This window comes from Parabacteroides vesiculifaciens, assembly GCF_049860805.1.
Classification (GTDB): Bacteria; Bacteroidota; Bacteroidia; order Bacteroidales; family Tannerellaceae; genus Parabacteroides.
Map to the genome: position 1 here is coordinate 1,726,500 of NZ_CP187555.1, position 18,401 is coordinate 1,744,900.

Consider the following 18,401-nt stretch of genomic DNA (forward strand, 5'->3'; position numbering starts at 1 on the left):
TTTTTTATTGCGTAAATACACTTATCGGAACAACTTTCCATCCTTTTCTCTATCTTTGTCCCCCAAATTGTTTAGGTATCACATTTATGGCAACTACTACTAAAGAAATGACGGAGGGTGCTCCCCTGCCGCTTATTCTCAATTTTACCTTCCCACTGTTGCTTGGAAATATATTGCAACAAACCTACTCGCTTGTGGATGCCGCTATCGTTGGAAAATTCTTAGGGATCAATGATCTGGCGGCGATCGGTGCAAGCACTTCGGTCGTGTTTCTGATCCTGGGATTCTGCAACGGGTGTTGTTGCGGTTTCGGGATTCCGGTGGCACAGAAATTCGGGGCAAAGGATTACAAGACGATGCGACGGTACGTGACGGTCAGTTTGCAACTGGCAGCCCTGATGTCGATCGTCATTGCGGTTCTGACAAGCGTATATTGTGCAGATATCCTGCGAAATATGCAGACACCGGAAAATATATTTCATGGAGCTTACTACTATCTGCTCGTTACGTTTATCGGAGTACCTTGTACGTTCTTCTATAACCTATTGTCCAGTGTTATACGTGCACTCGGAGACAGCAAAACACCATTCTGGTTCCTGCTGTTCTCAACAGTATTGAATATCGTGCTCGACCTGTTCTGCATCCTCGTACTGGGATGGGGCGTGCTGGGAGCCGGTATAGCGACTGTCGTCTCGCAAGGCGTATCGGCACTTCTGTGCTATTTTTATATGTACAAGCATTTCCCGATCCTGAAAGGAACGGCCGACGACCGGAAGTTCCGCTTGCCGTTAGCTAAAAATCTTTTATATATCGGAGTCCCGATGGGGCTTCAATTCTCCATTACGGCAATCGGCAGCATCATGCTCCAAAGCGCCAACAATGCATTGGGAACAGCTTGTGTAGCCGCCTTCACTGCCGCTATGCGAATCAAAATGTTCTTTATCTGCGCCTTTGAAAGCTTAGGTATAGCGATGGCAACCTACACGGGACAAAACTACGGAGCCGGTAAGCCGGAACGCATCTGGCAGGGAATCAAAGCCAGCTCGCTGATGATGATGGTCTATGCCGTCTTCACTTTTGCAATACTGATGCTGACTTCCGACAAGATATCGCTGTTGTTTGTTGACGCTTCGGAAACGGAAATACTTAAGAACACGGTGCTTTTCCTCCATGTTTCCACCTATTTCTTTCCGATCCTGGGCCTGCTTTGCATCCTGCGCTACACCATACAAGGTGCAGGATATACCAATCTGGCAATGCTTTCAGGCGTCTCCGAGATGATCGCCCGTACGCTGGTCAGTATTTATGCCGTGCCGGTATTCGGGTTCTTAGCCGTTTGCTATGGCGATCCGACTGCCTGGATAGCAGCAGACTTGTTTCTTGTCCCGGCATTTATATATGTTTATCGGAAACTTAAAAAAAGTCTTGCGGGAAATTATGCAATCCCCAACAGTTCGACTTCAAACAGCAGCGTAGAATAACCGGGGATCGGGCCGGATGTACGCGTCCCATACCCTAAAGTATAAGGGATATAGATCATCCAACGGTCCCCCACATGCATCCGTCGAAGCGCCTCTTGCCATCCTTCGATCACCTGATTGAGGCGAAATGCCTCCGGACATCCCCGCTTCCAGGAATTATCGAACTCGCGTCCGTTAGCCAGCGTTCCCCGGTAATGGACCGAAACGACATCCGTCAACCCTGGCGAAACCAAACCGGTTCCTTTCTCTATCTCCTTATACATCACGCCACAAGGAAGCTTGACAACTCCCTCCCCGGCAGCTACTTCTTCTAAAAACCGCAGATTCTTTTCCTTATATTCTTCTTTCTTTCCCATTGCTATTCTTATTTCATTTCAGGACAAAGATACAAAGCATCCTACATATAAAATAAACAGAAAGAAATAAAAAGAGGCAAACAATTATACGGCAAGTCTGTTCTTTAATGGCTAAATCTAAACAAAAAAGTTATGCACATACGTACATGGTGTTATGCAGTGCTTTGCCTGTTCCTGCCGATAGCGTTGCCGGCCCAGAAAGAGCACAAATACCTGGATCACGCATTACCGGAAGCGTGGCAGGAAAACGACAATGATTTTCAACAGACATTACCGGTAGATGACCAGTGGTGGAAGAACTTCAACGATGCCACACTGGACTCGCTGATCGAAGTAGCCGTAAAGCAAAACTACTCTGTACTGATGGCGGCAGACCGTATTGCTATGGCTAAAGCCAATCTGCGTATACAACAAGGCAGTTACTCGCCGACCCTGGGACTCGCTGCCGGCTGGACCCGCCAACAAAGCAGCGGCCATACAAGCAGCCTGCCGCAGACAACAACACAATACAGCGATGCAGCCCTTTCCATGAACTGGGAAATCGATGTATTCGGAAGCATCCGCAACCGCGTAAAGGCCCAAAAGGAAAACTTTGCAGCTTCCAAAGAGGACTATAACGCCGTGATGGTTTCCCTTTGCGCACAGGTGGCATCCGCCTACATCAACCTGCGGGAACTGCAGCAGGAAGTGGAAGTGGTCAAAAAGAACTGCCTGTCGCAACAGGCAGTCGTCAAGATCACAGAGAAAAGATACGAAACGGGACTTGTCTCCAAATTGGATGTCGCACAGGCCTTATCCGTTTATTACGACACAAAAGCCTCCCTCCCTATGTTGGAAGCCGGAATCATCCAGTACACAAATGCTTTGGGCGTGCTGATGGGACTCTATCCCTGGGATGTCCGGAAAATTATGGAGACTCGGAAACCTCTGCCGGAATATATCGAAACAGTCGGGATCGGCATTCCCGCCAACCTGCTGTTACGCCGTCCGGACATCCGGGCAGCCGAACGCTTAGTGAATGCACAGGCCGCATCGCTCGGAGCCTCCAAGTCCGACTGGTGGCCGAAGGTTTTCGTCAAGGGATCTGTTGGTTTTGCTTCCCATGATTTGGACAAACTGGTAAACCATAACAGTTTCACCTATGAGATCGCTCCTGCTATCTCCTGGAATTTCTTCCAGGGAACGAAGCTGGCACAAGCGACACGGCTGGCAAAAGCCCAGCTGGACGAGTCGATCCGCCAATTCAACCAGGACGTGCTGACTGCCGTGCAGGAAGTGGACAATGCCATGAATTCCTACAAAAACTCGATCAAACAGATCGTCGCCCTCCGGGAAGTTGTCAATCAGGGGAAACAGACATTGGAACTTTCACTCGACCTCTACAAACAGGGGCTTACTCCTTTCCAGAATGTTCTGGATGCACAACGTTCCCTTCTCTCCTACGAGAATGAACTGACACAAGCAAGAGGCTCATCCCTGTTAAGTCTGATCCAGCTCTATCAGGCGTTAGGCGGCGGTTGGGAAATTGAAAACTGAAAATAAAGAATTAAAAAATAAGAGAGATGAAGACAACGATTAAAATAGGGATTATGGGGTTGTCCATTGTCCTGCTGGCAGGATGTAAAGAGAAAAGTCACCAGACGGAAATGCCGGCTCCTTCCATCAGTGTTACGACACCGGTCGTACAAGATATTACGCTGACTAAAGACTATCCGGGCTACTTAAGTTCCGACCGTATGGTCAATCTGGTAGCACGCGTGAACGGGTATCTGCAATCCTCACAACTTGTGCCGGGAGCAAAAGTAAAGAAAGGCGACCTGATATTCGTGATCGAACCGGAAGTGTATCAAAACAATGTCACCCAGGCGGAAGCAGCGCTGAACACGGCAAAAGCCCAGGTCGAATATGCCCGCAGCAATTATGAGCGCATGAAAGAAGCGGCCAAAAGCGGAGCCGTCAGCCAGATACAGGTCTTACAGGCCGAATCGACCGCAGCGGAAATGGATGCATCCGTGCACAATGCCGAAGCAGCCTTGAAAACCGCCCGGACCAACCTGGGCTATTGCTACATTCGGGCTCCCTACGACGGGCGCGTTACCCGGGCAAGCTATGATGTGGGCAACTATATCAATGGTGCCGTCCAACCCGTCACATTGGCGACATTATATAAAGATGACATTATGTACGCCAATTTCAATATCGAAGACAACCAGTTCATACGAATGAAAATGATTGCCGCCCAAAACGATCCGAACGTCAAGATGCCTACCCATGTATCCATACGCCTCGGACAGGACGGACGGCAGAAATACACCGGAACATTGGATTACCTCTCTCCCAATGTCGATCTTTCGACCGGTACATTGAACGTCCGTGCCAATCTCGAAAATAAAGACGGCGAATTGAAAAGCGGGTTGTATGTAACGATCACACTCCCCTATAGCGAGCAGAAAGACGCGGTCCTCGTGCGCGATGCCTCCATCGGTACAGACCAGTTAGGAAAATTCCTGTATATTGTAAACGACTCGAATATCGTACGATACCGCCATATTGAACCCGGACAGTTAGTAAACGATACACTCCGGCAGGTCATCAGCGGCATCCAGCCAAACGAGCGGTATGTGACAACCGCCCTGATGAAAGTAAGAGACGGTATGAGTATTAAGCCTATAAAATAAACAGCTATGGTAAAATTCTTCATAAACAGACCGATATTCGCTACCGTCCTCGCCCTGATCCTGGTGGTAGCCGGATTGGTCACGCTACACATACTTCCCATCGCGCAATATCCGGAAATCACGCCGCCGACCGTACAGGTGTCGGCTTTCTACCCGGGTGCGGATGCGGAGACTGTAGCGCAGACCGTAGGATTGCCCATCGAACAACAGGTGAACGGTGTGGATGGGATGCTTTATATGAGTTCCAATTCATCCAGCTCCGGAGCCTATGCGTTGACTATCACGTTCGCCGTCGGAACCGATATCGATATGGCAACCGTCATGGTGCAGAACCGTGTCAGTATTGCACAAAGCAGCCTGCCGGAAGCCGTGATCGTTCAAGGTATTACCACTAAGAAGCAATCGTCCAACATCGTTATGATGCTGACGCTAAGTTCCCGTGACTCCACCTACAACGGGTTATACCTGAGTAACTATGCCAGCCTTAACATGACGGACGAACTGACGCGTCTGCCGGGAGTCGGTTCTGTCAGTGTCATGGGAGCCGGAAGCTACAGTATGCGTATATGGCTCGATCCGAACGCAATGCGTATCCGCAATCTGACGCCGGATATGATCTTCCAGGCGATCTCGACACAAAACACACAGGTTTCGGCCGGTTACGTCGGGCAGCCGATAGCCAAGGCCGACAATCCGTTCCAGTACACGTTGACAGTAAAAGGCCGTTTGACGACTCCGGAAGAATTCGGAAACATCATCCTCCGCACGGAAGAAGGTGGTAAAATTCTCCGGCTGAAGGATGTCGCCCATATCGAACTGGGCAGCTCCTCCTATAATGTCACCTCCAAACTGAAAGGCCAACCGAGTGCCGCCATAGCCATTTACCAACTTCCCGGTTCCAATTCGCTGGAAGTGGCCAAAGGGGTACGGGCCAAAATGGAACAGCTGGCAGCCAATTTGCCGGAAGGTGTCGTTTACGATGTGACACTGGACACGACACAGGTCATCAATGCTTCGATCGACGAAGTGCTCGTTACCTTCCTGGAAACGACAGCCCTCGTCATATTGGTCATCTTCCTGTTCCTCCAGAACTTCCGTGCCGTTATCATCCCCTGTATCACCATCCCCGTCTCCTTGATCGGAACACTGGCGGTCATGTCCGCCCTGGGATTCTCCATCAATACGTTGACCTTGTTCGGGTTGATCTTGGCCATCGCGATCGTGGTGGATGATGCGATTGTGGTGGTCGAAAACTCGTCGCGACTCATGGATACGGGGAAATATACCGCACGCGAAGCCGTGACCGAAGCAATGGGAGAAATTGTCGGCCCGATCGTAGGCGTCGTGCTGGTATTGCTGGCGGTGTTTATTCCGACGACCTTCATCAGCGGTATTTCCGGACAGTTATACAAACAATTTGCCCTGACAATCGCTGCAGCCACCGTCTTGAGCGGTTTCAACTCACTGACGCTTACGCCGGCCTTGTGCGCCTTGTTCCTGCAAGTGAACAAAGAACCGAAATTCTTTGTCTTTAAGGCATTCAATAAAGTGTTCGGCAAAACCCAGAAACTATATGACGATATCGTAGGCCGTATGCTGAAAAGCCCGTTCGTCACCATGGTGATATTCGGGATCATAACGGTTGCCGCCATCGTCATGTTCATGCGCTGGCCGACCACTTTTATTCCTGAAGAGGATGACGGCTATTTCATAGTGTCCACCCAGCTACCGCCGGCAGCCAGCCTGAACCGTACGGAAGCGGTCGGCAGGCAGATCGACAAGATTCTCGACAGCTATCCAGAAGTAAAGACTTATATCGGGGTAAACGGTTTTTCTATCATGGGGGGAGGCGAACTCTCTAACGCAGGAACCTATTTCGTAATCCTGAAAAACTGGGATGAACGAAAAGGCAAGGAGCATACCGCCTCGGCTGTCGTAAACCGTTTCAACCGCGAAGCCTACGGCATCCAGGAAGCACAGATATTCGCGTTGGTTCCCCCTGCAATCCCTGGGTTGGGAGCTTCAGGCGGCCTGCAACTCCAATTGGAGGACCGTAAAAACCTCGGGCCGACCGAGTTGCAGCACGCCATCGAAACACTGCAAGCCACGTACCGGAGCAAACCGCAATTACTCAGCCTTTCCAGTATGTATCAGGCCAACGTCCCGCAATACAAACTGGAAATCGACCGCGACAAAGTACAATTGCTCGGATTACAGCTTAACCAGGTTTTCGCCACTTTAAGCTATTACATGGGGGCCGCCTATGTAAACGATTTTGTCGAATTCGGGCGTATCTATCAGGTCAAGATCGAGGCTAACGGCGAGGCTCAAAAAATCATAGATGATGTGTTGCACCTGAGCATCGAAAATAAATCCGGCAAAATGGTTCCTTTCTCTGCCTTTACAGAGGTGAAAGAACAGTTAGGATTGGATCAGATCAACCTATATAATATGTATAAGTCGGCATCCATTACCTGTATCGCTAATCCGAAATACAGTTCCGGTGAAGCGATACAGGCTATGGAAGAGCTCGTACAGGAACAGTTAGGCAATAATTTCGGATATGAATGGACATCCGTCGCTTATCAGGAAACGAAAGCCGGCTCCACCACCATGCTTGTCTTTGCGATGGCCCTTTTGGTTGCCTTCCTGGTTCTTTCCGCTCAATATGAAAGCTGGACAAGCCCGATTGCCGCCATTATGGGATTACCGATCGCCTTGTTGGGAGCTATTTTGGGATGTTTCGTCATGGGAGTACCGGTCAGTATTTATACGCAAATCGGTATCATCCTGCTGATCGCGCTCTCTGCCAAGAACGGTATTCTGATTGTCGAGTTTGCCCGTGACTACCACAAAGCCGGTAATCCGATACGCGAATCCGCACTCGAAGCCGGCCATGTCCGTCTACGTCCGATCCTGATGACCTCGTTTGCATTCGTATTAGGGGTTATGCCTTTGCTGTTTGCAACAGGAGCCGGGGCGGGAAGCCGCCTTTCCTTAGGAGCAGCCGTCGTATTCGGTATGGCGGTAAACACCATTTTTGCAACGATGTTTATCCCCAGCTTCTACGAATTGATGCAATTATTCCAGGAGAAAGTATTGGACAAATTCAGCCGGGAACAGAAATAAGCCGGACCCGGCTTATGGCAAATTGGTTGTCGACGCGTTGGGAATCAGCCTGGAAGATGCATTGCAAGAAACCAGATAAATAAAAATATCTACCAAGTAAAAAGGATTGCCTCATCGTGACAATCCTTTTTTATTAATCTACTTTATATTCTCCTATCTGTTTGAATCCATTCAGGAAATCCGTAACCGGCAACCGTTTCTTGCCTGCCAGTTGAACGGATAGCAGACGTAGGTATCCGTCTTCCACAGCGATATCGACATAGCTTTTACGGTCGGTCCGGATGGTTCCGACCGGGAATTCATGTACGGCAGGATGTTTTTCTGCTTGGTAGACTTTCAGTGCGGTGCGCACGCCCTCCGGAGAAACGATTTCGGTCCAGGCAGCCGGATAAGGAGACAGGCCGCGGATAAAATCATAAATCTTTTTCACCGGCTGATGCCAATCGATACGGCAAGTTTCTTTGAAAATCTTCGGAGCGGGACGGAGTTCGGAAGGATCTTTATAAAATTCTTCCTGGGGAACGGCATCTGTTTTTCCCTCCAGCAACAAATCGACGGTTTCCAATACCAACCCGGCTCCCATTGTCATCAGGGAATCATGGACAATGCCCACATCATCCGTATCGGCAATAGGCAGATGCTTCTGGCGGATGATCTTACCGGTGTCGATCTCGTGAGTCAGGAAAAAGGTAGTCGCACCTGTTTCTGTGTCGCCGTTGATCACAGCCCAGTTGATAGGCGCGGCCCCCCTGTATTGGGGAAGCAAAGAGGCATGGAGGTTAAACGTTCCCAGGCGGGGCATATTCCAGACAACCTCCGGCAACATACGGAAAGCGACGACGATCTGCAAGTCAGCTTCCAAAGCCCGCAACTCGGAAAGAAAAACTTCATCTTTCAGTTTTTCCGGCTGGAGCACCGGCAACCCCTTCGATACGGCGTATTGCTTTACGGGGCTTGCCTGTAAAACACTGCCATGACGGCCGACCGGCTTGTCCGGCATCGTTATTACGCCTACTATATTATATCCGCCTTCAACCAAGGCACGCAGGCTCTCCACCGCAAAATCGGGAGTACCCATATAAACAATTCGTAAATCTTCTTTCTTCATCTTTTAATCTCCTGAAAAGTTTTCAACCAGCACTTCGCGGTATGAATTAAATATCTTCGATTTGGACATAAAGCCGATATACCGTCCTTCCTCGTCTACAACCGGCAGGTTCCAGGCTTTCGTATCGTCAAAGATACGCATAATCTGCTCCATAGGCGTCCCTACCTGGATCTTGGCAGGAGCCGACACCATAAACTTGGAAACATGGAACCGGTTATATAACTCGGGACGGAACATAATGTTCCGGATATTATCCAGCAGAACAAGCCCCAACAAGATTCCCCGCTCGTCGATAACCGGAAACGTATTTCGTCCGCTCTTGGCAATCACCTTCACCATATCACCTAAAGACATTTCGGGAGAGACGGTCAGGAAGTCGCGCTCGATCACACTGTCGGTATTCAGCAACGTCAACACGGCACGGTCTTTATGATGCGTAAGCAGTTCCCCTTTCTGAGCCAGACGCATCGAATAGATACTATGCGGAAGGAACATCTTGATTGTGATATAAGAGCTCACGGAAACGATCATCAGCGGAAGAAAAAGGGCGTATCCGCCGGTCAACTCGGCAATCAGGAAAACACCGGTCAGCGGCGCATGCATAACGCCGGACATGATACCCGCCATTCCCAACAGGGCGAAGTTCTTCTCCGACAGGTACATCGTAAAAGGGAAATAATTGGAAGCATGAGCAAATACGAATCCGGCAATACATCCCAAATACAAACTGGGAGCAAATATACCACCGCATCCGCCGCCCGCATTGGTCGCACTCGAAGCAAAGACCTTAAACAGCAGGATCAGCGTAAGGAATATCTGCAATCCCCAATAGGTTTCGTTCAGGCCATAGAACATACTCTTATCCATTATATGGGTGAACTGCCCGTTCAGCAAAGCCGAAATCGTATCGTAACCTTCACCGTAGAGCGGAGGAAATATAAAAATCAGCACACTCAGCATAATACCCCCGACAATAAATTTCTTCCAGTAATTATTCAGGTTCCGGTACATCCCCTCGACCCGGTTCATGACTTTGGTAAAGTAGAGAGACACCAAACCACAGAAGACGCCGAGCAGCAACACATAGGGTATGCGCTCGATCACAAACACTTCGGTCTGCGAAAACGGGAACATCGCTTCCGTACCCGTAAAGATATAGGAAACGGTAGCTGCCGTCACCGAAGTGATAAGCAAAGGCAGTACCGACGTCATCGTCAGGTCCAGCAACAGCACTTCCACCACAAAGACCACCCCTGCAATCGGAGCTTTGAAAATACCGGCAATCGCACCGGCGGCCCCACAGCCGACCAACAGCATCAAGGTCTTTTGCTCCATACGGAACAAACGGCCCAGGTTGGAGCCGATCGCCGCCCCCGTAAGCACAATAGGCGCCTCCGCCCCGACCGATCCACCGAAACCGATGGTGACGGAACTGGCGACAATGGAAGTCCAGGTATTATGAGGTTTGATACGGCTCTTCCGTTGGGAAATGGCGTACAGTATCTTCGTCACCCCGTGGCTGATATCATCCCGTACGATATATTTCACAAACAAACCGGCAAGCAGGATACCAATCACCGGATAGAGCAGATACAGGTAATTCGCTCCATCCTGATTGAAATTGCCTGTCAGGATATGTTGTATAAAATGAATGATCGACTTTAGGATAATAGCCGCCGCCGCGGTACAAATACCTACCAGAAAACTAACGATCAGTATGAAATGCTTCTCTTTTATATGCTTGTCCCGCCATAGCAGGAGCCGATAGAAAAATCCTTCGTTTATCATCTTAAATACCTTTACCTGTAATTACTGTCTTAACTGTATAGATCAGAATTGTCAGATCCAATGTCAGCGACATATTTTCGTAATATAATATATCATATTCCATACGCTCCACCATTTTGTCCACACTTGCCGCATAGCCGTATTTCACCATTCCCAACGAAGTGATACCCGGACGAACATTGTGCAGCAGATAGTAGTAAGGAGCCGTTTTCACGATCTCGTCGATAAAATATTTACGTTCGGGACGTGGCCCGACCAGCGACATATCGCCTTTCAGCACATTCCAGAACTGCGGCAATTCGTCCAGCCGGTATTTCCGCATGATACGTCCGAACGGCGTTACACGGCAATCGTCTTCCGATGAGAGCGACGGCCCGTTGTCTTCCGCATTGACATACATGGTCCGGAATTTATACATCCAAAACGGCTCTCCGAGATAACCGATCCGCTCCTGTCGGAAAAACACAGGCCCCGGAGAGTCTTTCTTCACCCGCCATGCAATATAGGCGAATAAGGGAGAAAGCAACAGCAGTGCAACAACGGAACAAACCTTATCCAGAAAAAGCTTTATATTCTGTTCGGCCGGTGAAAAGTTGTTATCCGTCACATCGACCAGCGGGATCCCCCGTATTGTCCGAAGCTGGATTTTCGATAGCATATTGAACCGGTCTGCCAGCACTTTTATCGGGCGTTTATACCGGTAAAGCGAATAGAGGACCCCCAGGAGCACCTTATTATTCTTCGACTCGACAGCCAGAACGATCTCATCCACATTTCCCTTTTCCATCAAAACCGGAATATCATCCACCGTCCCCAGCACATAATTCCGGTCGGCCTTAACCGGCGTCTTCTCGTCTTCCGAGACAAACCCGCAAATATCATATCCCAGGCGATACAAATCATGAGCGATACGGACGGCCTTTCCTCCTGCGCCGATGATCAACACATTCATCGCCCATTCCCGATTCTTTATTTTCCTTACTCCGCTTTGCGTAATCAACAAACGCGGGATATAGGTAATGAAAAGCTGCAGTCCGAACATCCCGAAAAACAGTTTATAATAGATATTGATCGAACGGGGAATATCGTCGAGCACCAAAGCAAAAAAGACGAAAATCGTCCCGATCAGCACGGTAACGAATGTTGAGAAAAGCTCGGTAAGGCGAGACTTCCCAAACGGCTTGTTGTAGTATCCCGAAAAATAGTAAAGCACCAACCAGAAAAAAGGGATGACTACCTGACCGGTAAGCACGCCCGGATATTGCAAATAGTCAAGCAGGCTATATGCTCCTTCATTGATGGCGAACACCTCATAACGAAGGATATTGAATAGCAACCACGCAACCGAAGCCGATATAAAATCCGATAATATATATTTTCCTGCCTGTTTGCTCTTCTTCATTTTTATCTGATTACCTGAATAACGCCACCGTCTCCTAATTTGATGATATTGGAAGGATTAGCCTTGCTCATATCATCCTGGCGATATTTCACAATATAATCGACGCCGTTTTTAATACTTTCCGACACCTCGCTGAAATTAGCCGGAGAAGGTTCGCCGCTCACATTCGCAGAAGTGGAAACCAGCGGCCTGCGGAAACGTTCACACAATTTACGGGAAAACTCTTCGTTCGTCACCCGGATGCCGACACTTCCGTCTTCCCCCAACAGGTTAGTCGCCAGATTCTTTGCATGCGGATAGATAATCGTAAGCGGTTTATCGGCCACCTCGATCAGGTCCCAGGCTATATCGGGCATATCCGATACATACATGCTTAGTTTAGCCGAGCTGTCGGTCAGAACCAACATAGCCTTATTGTCCATTCTCTTCTTCAGCTCGTACACTTTCTGCACGGCTTTCTCATTGGTCGCATCGCAACCAATTCCCCAGATTGTATCTGTAGGATAGAGTATTATACCTCCTGCGTGCATGATTTCGCAGGCTTTTTGAATATCTTCTGTCATTGTTTTTTAAATAATGTCACAAATGTACAAATCATTCGCGGACTTAGAAAGCGGTTTGAACTTTTTTCAAACAGTTTCCAAGAATTGCCATTTCCGGATTCTGCCATTTTGCTTCCTCCAAACAGGTAAAACGGTTCATTTTGTTATGTTAAAAAATATTACCCGCTATACTAATTCCAAATACATGCCCTACTAATTCGTTTTACATGGGGTAGTAGTGACATTTTGATATATCCGGAAAACAGCCGAAGAGCAGTTTGAAAAAAGTAAAACAGCTTCTAATTAATAAAAAAGCAAGCCGCCAAACAGAAATATCCATTTATATTATCTAACTTTACGGATTCAAATATATTGGAGGTTTATTACCATAAACCCAGATATCCGATATATCAGAGACGAAAAAAAGAAAAAAACAATATATAATGATTACTAAATGGAACTTTCAACCCCCAACAGAAGAAGAGTTACATAAAAGAGACAAACTGGCAAGCGAACTGGGACTCAGCCCGGTCGTATGTCTTCTGCTCGTTCAGCGAGGACTCTCCACTGTTGAAGAGGTGAAGAAATTCTTTAAACCCAGCTTGAACGACTTGCATGATCCATACCTCATGCCGGATATGGAAAAGGCTGTCAAGCGCTTGAATAAAGCACTGGGGAATAAAGAAAAGATTTTAATTTACGGAGACTACGATGTAGACGGCACGACTGCCGTTTCATTGGTCTACAAGTATTTGCGTCCTTATTCATCGACACTGGACTATTATATTCCGGACCGGTACGACGAAGGATACGGGATTTCGTATAAAGGAATCGACTATGCCCGTGAAAACGGAATCACGCTGGTGATCTCGCTCGACTGCGGTATCAAAGCCATCGAAAAGATCGAATATGCCAAGCAATTGGGGATCGACTTTATTATCTGCGACCATCACATGCCGGACGACATTTTGCCGGATGCCGTGGCTGTATTGGATGCCAAGCGCGTAGACTCCGTCTATCCGTACGAGCATCTGTCGGGATGCGGTGTCGGCTTCAAGTTCATGCAGGCATTCGCCAAAAGCAACAACTTCCCGTTTGCCGACCTGGAAAAGCTGCTGGAACTGACGGCTGTCAGCATCGCCTCGGACATCGTCCCTATCACCGGTGAAAACCGCATACTGGCGTATTACGGGCTAAAACAGCTCAACAGCAATCCGAGCCTCGGCCTGAAAGGGATCATCGATATCTGCGGCCTGTCGGGAAAAGAGATCACGATCAGCGACATCGTCTTTAAGATCGGACCCCGTATCAATGCTTCCGGCCGTATGATGAACGGAAAGGAAGCGGTCGAACTGTTGTTGGCGAAAGATGTGGACGTAGCCCGCGAGAAGAGCGAAAGCATCAACCAGTATAACGAAGAACGCCGCGAATTAGACAAAAAGATCACGGACGAGGCGAACGCCATCATCGACGAATTCCAGAATATGGAAGACCGCAAGGCGATCATCGTCTACAATCCCGGATGGCACAAAGGGGTTATCGGCATCGTCGCTTCCCGCCTGACGGAAAAATACTACCGCCCGGCAGTCGTACTGACGAAATCGTCCGAGCTGATAACCGGCTCCGCCCGTTCGGTTACGGGATTCGATATATACAAAGCGATCGAAAGTTGCCGCGACCTGTTGGAAAACTTCGGTGGCCATACCTACGCTGCCGGCCTCTCCCTGAAAGAGGAGAACTTAGATGCTTTCACCCAGCGGTTCCTAAAATTAGCCGCCGACGAGATCATCCCCGAACAGATGACGCCGCAGATCGATATCGACGCCGTACTGGACCTGCAGGATATCAATTCCAAGTTCATGAGCGAACTGAAAAAGATGAACCCGTTCGGCCCGGACAACCAGAAACCCGTGTTCTGCTCCCTCGGAGTGAAAGACTACGGGACCAGCAAGCTGGTAGGGAAAGACTTGGAACACATCAAACTGGAACTGATCGACGACAAGTCGAACACACCGATACATGGCATTGCTTTCGGTATGCGCCGGCACAATATACATATCAAGAACATGAAACCTTTCAATATCTGCTACACCATCGAAGAGAACACCTACAACGGCAACACGTCGTTGCAACTGATGGTGAAGGACATCAAGGAGAACGATATATGAAGGGATGCGGTGGATGTCTACCATAAGATTTTAGGGAAGTATTGGGGATACCCTGCTTTCCGTCCTCTACAAGAGGACATAATCCATTCTGTCTGTGCGGGAAAGGATACACTCGGACTGATGCCTACGGGAGGTGGCAAATCGATCACCTTCCAGGTTCCGGCACTGGCGATGGAAGGGATTTGCCTCGTCATTACCCCGCTTATCGCTTTGATGCGCGACCAGGTCGACAATCTGCGCCGGGTCGGAATCAAAGCGACGGCTGTGTATTCGGGCATGAGCCGCCAGGAGATTGCCACGGAGCTGGATAACTGCCGGTCCGGGCAATATAAATTCCTGTATGTTTCACCGGAACGGCTTGTTACCGGATTCTTTCGGGAGAAGCTGCAAGAGATGAACGTCAGCCTGCTGGTTGTCGACGAAAGCCATTGTATCTCGCAATGGGGCTATGACTTCCGCCCCTCCTACCTCCATATTGCCGATATACGGGAACAGCTGCCGGGCGTTCCGGTACTTGCCTTGACTGCCACTGCCACGCCCGAAGTCGTGGAAGATATTCAAGAGCGGTTGCTTTTCAGGGAGAAGAATGTGTTCCGGACAAGTTTCATCCGCCCGAATCTTGCCTACATCATACGCCGAACGGAAGACAAGCTGAACACATTGGCCTACATACTCGGAAAAGTCCCGGGCACAGCCATCGTCTATACACGTAACCGCAAGCAGACCAAAGAGACTGCGATTTTCCTGCAACAGGCCGGACTGTCGGCCGACTTTTTCCATGCCGGACTCAGCCGGGAAGAAAAGGCGATCCGGCAGAACCGTTGGAAAAACAATGAATGCCGCGTCATGGTCGCCACAAATGCTTTCGGGATGGGGATCGACAAGCCGGATGTACGGTTGATCGTCCATCTGGATATGCCGGGCTCATTGGAGGAATATTTCCAGGAAGCCGGACGTGCCGGACGGGACAGCCGGAAAGCTTTTGCGGTGGCTCTCTGTACGGATACGGATAGTTTCCATCTGAAAAAACGGGTAGACGACGAGTTTCCCGAAAAGAAACTGATCGGACAAGTGTATGAAGCGTTAGGCAATTACTTCGGGATTCCGGAAGGACAGGGAGAAGATACCGTCCATAATTTTGAATTGACGGATTTTTATTCCGCCTGCCAACTTCCTCCCTTACAGGTGCATCATGCTTTGAAGTTGCTGGAACTGTCCGGCTACATTGAATATTGCGAAGCGCTGGATGAATCTTCCTTCCAGATCGTACCGCAAATCACTTATACACATCCGCGAGTAGGGAAAGAGACCCTTGTCATTCCTTCATCCGCTTATGAAGAACGCCGTGAAAGGATGAAAAAGCGTATCTCGAAGGTTGTGGAATACATGGACGGGGAACGTATCTGCCGGAGCCACCTTTTACTCTCTTATTTCGGAGAAAAGCATACGGAAGATTGCGGATGCTGCGATGTCTGCCTTTCCAAGAACGATTCCGGCCTGAGCAACCGGGACTTCAACGCTATACGCGACGGACTTCTGAAAAACCTGTCCGGTCAACAGCCGCTTCCGGTCAAAACATTGACAGACTCCCTTCCTTTCCCGGCAGACAAAAGCATTACCGCCATCCGTTTCCTGGTCGAGCACGACGAACGGTTTTATTTGAGGGATGGGGTGATAGGGGTCATTGCCGAACATTCATGATCCAACAGCTTCTTTTTTTGACAACAATGCACAGAAGGACTTCTTTCTGCATTCAATATTTTAAATTTTTAGACTTATAAACCATGAGTCTTATTTTTTATTCAAGGTTCACACCCTTATAAAGCTCTAATGGTTAGAGACTTCTTGTGAATGCTGTGAAGGGTGAAATAAATAATAAAATTTTGGAAATAAAAGAAAAAAGAAGTCATAAAACAGTTCGGGTAATTCAGGATTCACAGGATTCACAACTAACCGCAGAGCATCAATTAGCTACAGACAGATGTGAACCCCGTTTGCTTTTTTGAGAAAGGGGTAACAGGGCTTATTTGCAGGCCTACGTCTCATAAAATATAGCCTAAAGAGTAAAAATTATAGCCTATAGGCTATTCATCAAAAGCCTATAGGCTGTCTGCAAAAAGGTGCAAGCCTGTACCGGAAAAAGTGCCGACTTAATAGGAAAGGCCTGCCGCCCCTTCCGCACACCGTTCGCCGTCGATAGCGGCAGAGACGATTCCGCCTGCATAGCCGGCTCCTTCGCCGCAGGGGAAAAGGCCTTTCAGGGTTATATGCTGGTAGCTTTCCTTGTCGCGCAGGATGCGGACGGGCGAAGAGGTCCGGGTTTCCACACCGATCATGACGGCATCGTTGGTCAGGAATCCTTTGGAGACTTTACCGAAATAGCGGAAGCCTTCGCGCAGGCGGCTGGTGACGAACTCCGGCATCCAGAAATGCAACGGGGAGGCCAGCAAGCCGGGCGTATAAGACGATTCGGGGAGATCGAAAGAGTTCTTCTTGTTCACGAAGTCGACCATCCGTTGCGCAGGGGCGGTTTGCTTCATCCCACCGTTCAGCCAGCAAAGTTCTTCCAGCCGTTCCTGGAAAGCCATCAACGCTAATGGAGAATCCGACTCTACCCTCTCTCCATTATTCATTATTAATTCTTCATTATTCATTAGCGAAGTATAGTCTTCCGGGCGGATCTCCACCACCATGCCGGAATTTGCCCAGCGGGAACCGCGGTTGGAGGGAGACATTCCGTTGACCACTACCTGCCGGGGACCGCTTGCCGCCGGAACGACAAAACCGCCGGGACACATACAGAAGGAATAGACGCCCCGTCCGCCGGCTTGCATGACGAAGCTATATTCGGCTGCCGGCAGATAGTCGCCCCTGCCCTCTTTGCGATGATATTGTATCTGGTCGATCAGCATTTGCGGATGTTCCAGACGGACACCGACAGCGATACCTTTGGCCTCGATCGGGATCTGCCGGTCGTGGAGGTAGCGATACACGTCGCGGGCGGAATGGCCTGTTGCCAGAATAACCGGACCGTGGAAACTCTCTCCCGTATTCGTCTCGACGCCTATGACTTCTCCGTTACGAATAATCAGGGCGTCCATTCGTGTCTCGAAATGGACTTCCCCGCCGCTGCGGATGATCTGTTCGCGGATATTCTCGATCACACGAGGCAGCTTGTCCGTACCGATATGCGGATGGGCATCCGCCAGGATCGAGGTACTGGCTCCGAACTGACAAAAGATATTCAGGATCTTATCGACCGAACCCCGCTTCTTGCTGCGAGTGTACAGTTTGCCGTCGGAATAGGCGCCTGCTCCCCCTTCGCCGAAGCTGTAGTTGGACTCTTCGTTCACCTTATGCTCGCGGCTGATCAGGGCGATATCTTTTTTACGCTCGCGCACATTCTTTCCGCGTTCGATCACGACCGGACGCAGGCCAAGTTCGATCAGGCGGAGGGCGGCAAACAATCCTCCCGGCCCCGCTCCTACGACCACGACAGGCTTCCCGCCCGACACGTCTTTATACTCCACCGACTGATATTCCGGTTCGTCCGGCGCTTCATCGATGAAAACACGCAGTCTGACATTCACATAGATGGTCCGCTGGCGCGCATCTATAGAACGTTTCAGCACCCGGACGGTGTGAATATGCGGGACGGATGTTCCCGTCTCACGGGCCACCGCCTGCTTCAACGACTGTTCGCTGGCTGCCTCTTCGGGCAATACACGGAGTTGTAATTCTTGTATCAT

12 protein-coding genes are annotated in these 18,401 nt (G+C 49.4%); 6 read left to right on the forward strand and 6 right to left on the reverse strand.

The features are described from left to right. Positions 1-86: 86 nt before the first annotated feature. Positions 87-1,481 carry an MATE family efflux transporter gene (locus ACPYIV_RS07040; RefSeq protein WP_293740401.1) on the forward strand — a complete coding sequence of 465 codons (1,395 nt, stop codon included), beginning with the start codon at positions 87-89 and terminating at the stop codon, positions 1,479-1,481. Here the strand turns inward: ACPYIV_RS07040 and ACPYIV_RS07045 are convergent. Next, positions 1,436-1,837, reverse strand: a complete 402-nt coding sequence (locus ACPYIV_RS07045) for an FKBP-type peptidyl-prolyl cis-trans isomerase (RefSeq protein ID WP_293740400.1) — start codon at positions 1,835-1,837, stop codon at positions 1,436-1,438. The two genes, ACPYIV_RS07040 and ACPYIV_RS07045, sit on opposite strands and share 46 nt — an antisense overlap. A 132-nt stretch (positions 1,838-1,969) precedes the next feature. Between ACPYIV_RS07045 and ACPYIV_RS07050 the strand changes: the two genes are divergently transcribed. The 3 genes from ACPYIV_RS07050 to ACPYIV_RS07060 are packed head-to-tail and all read left to right on the forward strand — an operon-like array spanning position 1,970 to position 7,644. Continuing rightward, the gene (locus ACPYIV_RS07050) at positions 1,970-3,373 is read left to right on the forward strand and encodes an efflux transporter outer membrane subunit (RefSeq protein WP_293733618.1); all 1,404 of its coding nucleotides are present in this window, start codon (positions 1,970-1,972) and stop codon (positions 3,371-3,373) included. Between the two features lie 26 nt (positions 3,374-3,399). Continuing rightward, on the forward strand, positions 3,400-4,515 hold the full coding sequence (locus ACPYIV_RS07055; RefSeq protein ID WP_425886211.1) for an efflux RND transporter periplasmic adaptor subunit: 1,116 nt from the start codon (positions 3,400-3,402) through the stop codon (positions 4,513-4,515). A gap of 6 nt (positions 4,516-4,521) precedes the next feature. Beyond that, positions 4,522-7,644 carry an efflux RND transporter permease subunit gene (locus ACPYIV_RS07060; RefSeq protein WP_425886212.1) on the forward strand — a complete coding sequence of 1,041 codons (3,123 nt, stop codon included), beginning with the start codon at positions 4,522-4,524 and terminating at the stop codon, positions 7,642-7,644. A 133-nt stretch (positions 7,645-7,777) separates the two neighbouring features. Here ACPYIV_RS07060 and fmt read toward each other — a convergent pair whose 3' ends face one another. The 4 genes from fmt to ACPYIV_RS07080 are packed head-to-tail and all read right to left on the reverse strand — an operon-like array spanning position 7,778 to position 12,505. Beyond that, positions 7,778-8,752: a methionyl-tRNA formyltransferase gene (gene fmt, locus ACPYIV_RS07065; RefSeq protein WP_293740396.1), complete on the reverse strand. Its 975-nt coding sequence runs from the start codon at positions 8,750-8,752 to the stop codon at positions 7,778-7,780. 3 nt (positions 8,753-8,755) lie between these two features. Further along, a complete protein-coding gene (locus tag ACPYIV_RS07070) occupies positions 8,756-10,540 on the reverse strand; it encodes a chloride channel protein (RefSeq protein ID WP_293733614.1) in 1,785 nt (594 codons plus the stop codon). A 1-nt stretch (position 10,541) separates the two neighbouring features. Next, positions 10,542-11,942, reverse strand: a complete 1,401-nt coding sequence (locus ACPYIV_RS07075; protein ID WP_425886213.1) for a sugar transferase — start codon at positions 11,940-11,942, stop codon at positions 10,542-10,544. 2 nt (positions 11,943-11,944) lie between these two features. Beyond that, a complete protein-coding gene (locus tag ACPYIV_RS07080; protein ID WP_293733612.1) occupies positions 11,945-12,505 on the reverse strand; it encodes an L-threonylcarbamoyladenylate synthase in 561 nt (186 codons plus the stop codon). 422 nt (positions 12,506-12,927) lie between these two features. On the opposite strand from ACPYIV_RS07080, the gene recJ reads away from it, so the two are divergent. Together recJ and ACPYIV_RS07090 are read left to right on the forward strand one after the other, a co-directional pair. Next, the gene (gene recJ / locus ACPYIV_RS07085) at positions 12,928-14,652 is read left to right on the forward strand and encodes a single-stranded-DNA-specific exonuclease RecJ (protein ID WP_425886214.1); all 1,725 of its coding nucleotides are present in this window, start codon (positions 12,928-12,930) and stop codon (positions 14,650-14,652) included. A 9-nt stretch (positions 14,653-14,661) separates the two neighbouring features. Continuing rightward, positions 14,662-16,353 carry a RecQ family ATP-dependent DNA helicase gene (locus ACPYIV_RS07090; protein ID WP_293733610.1) on the forward strand — a complete coding sequence of 564 codons (1,692 nt, stop codon included), beginning with the start codon at positions 14,662-14,664 and terminating at the stop codon, positions 16,351-16,353. Between the two features lie 449 nt (positions 16,354-16,802). Here ACPYIV_RS07090 and ACPYIV_RS07095 read toward each other — a convergent pair whose 3' ends face one another. Next, positions 16,803-18,401: an NAD(P)/FAD-dependent oxidoreductase gene (locus ACPYIV_RS07095; protein ID WP_425886215.1), complete on the reverse strand. Its 1,599-nt coding sequence runs from the start codon at positions 18,399-18,401 to the stop codon at positions 16,803-16,805.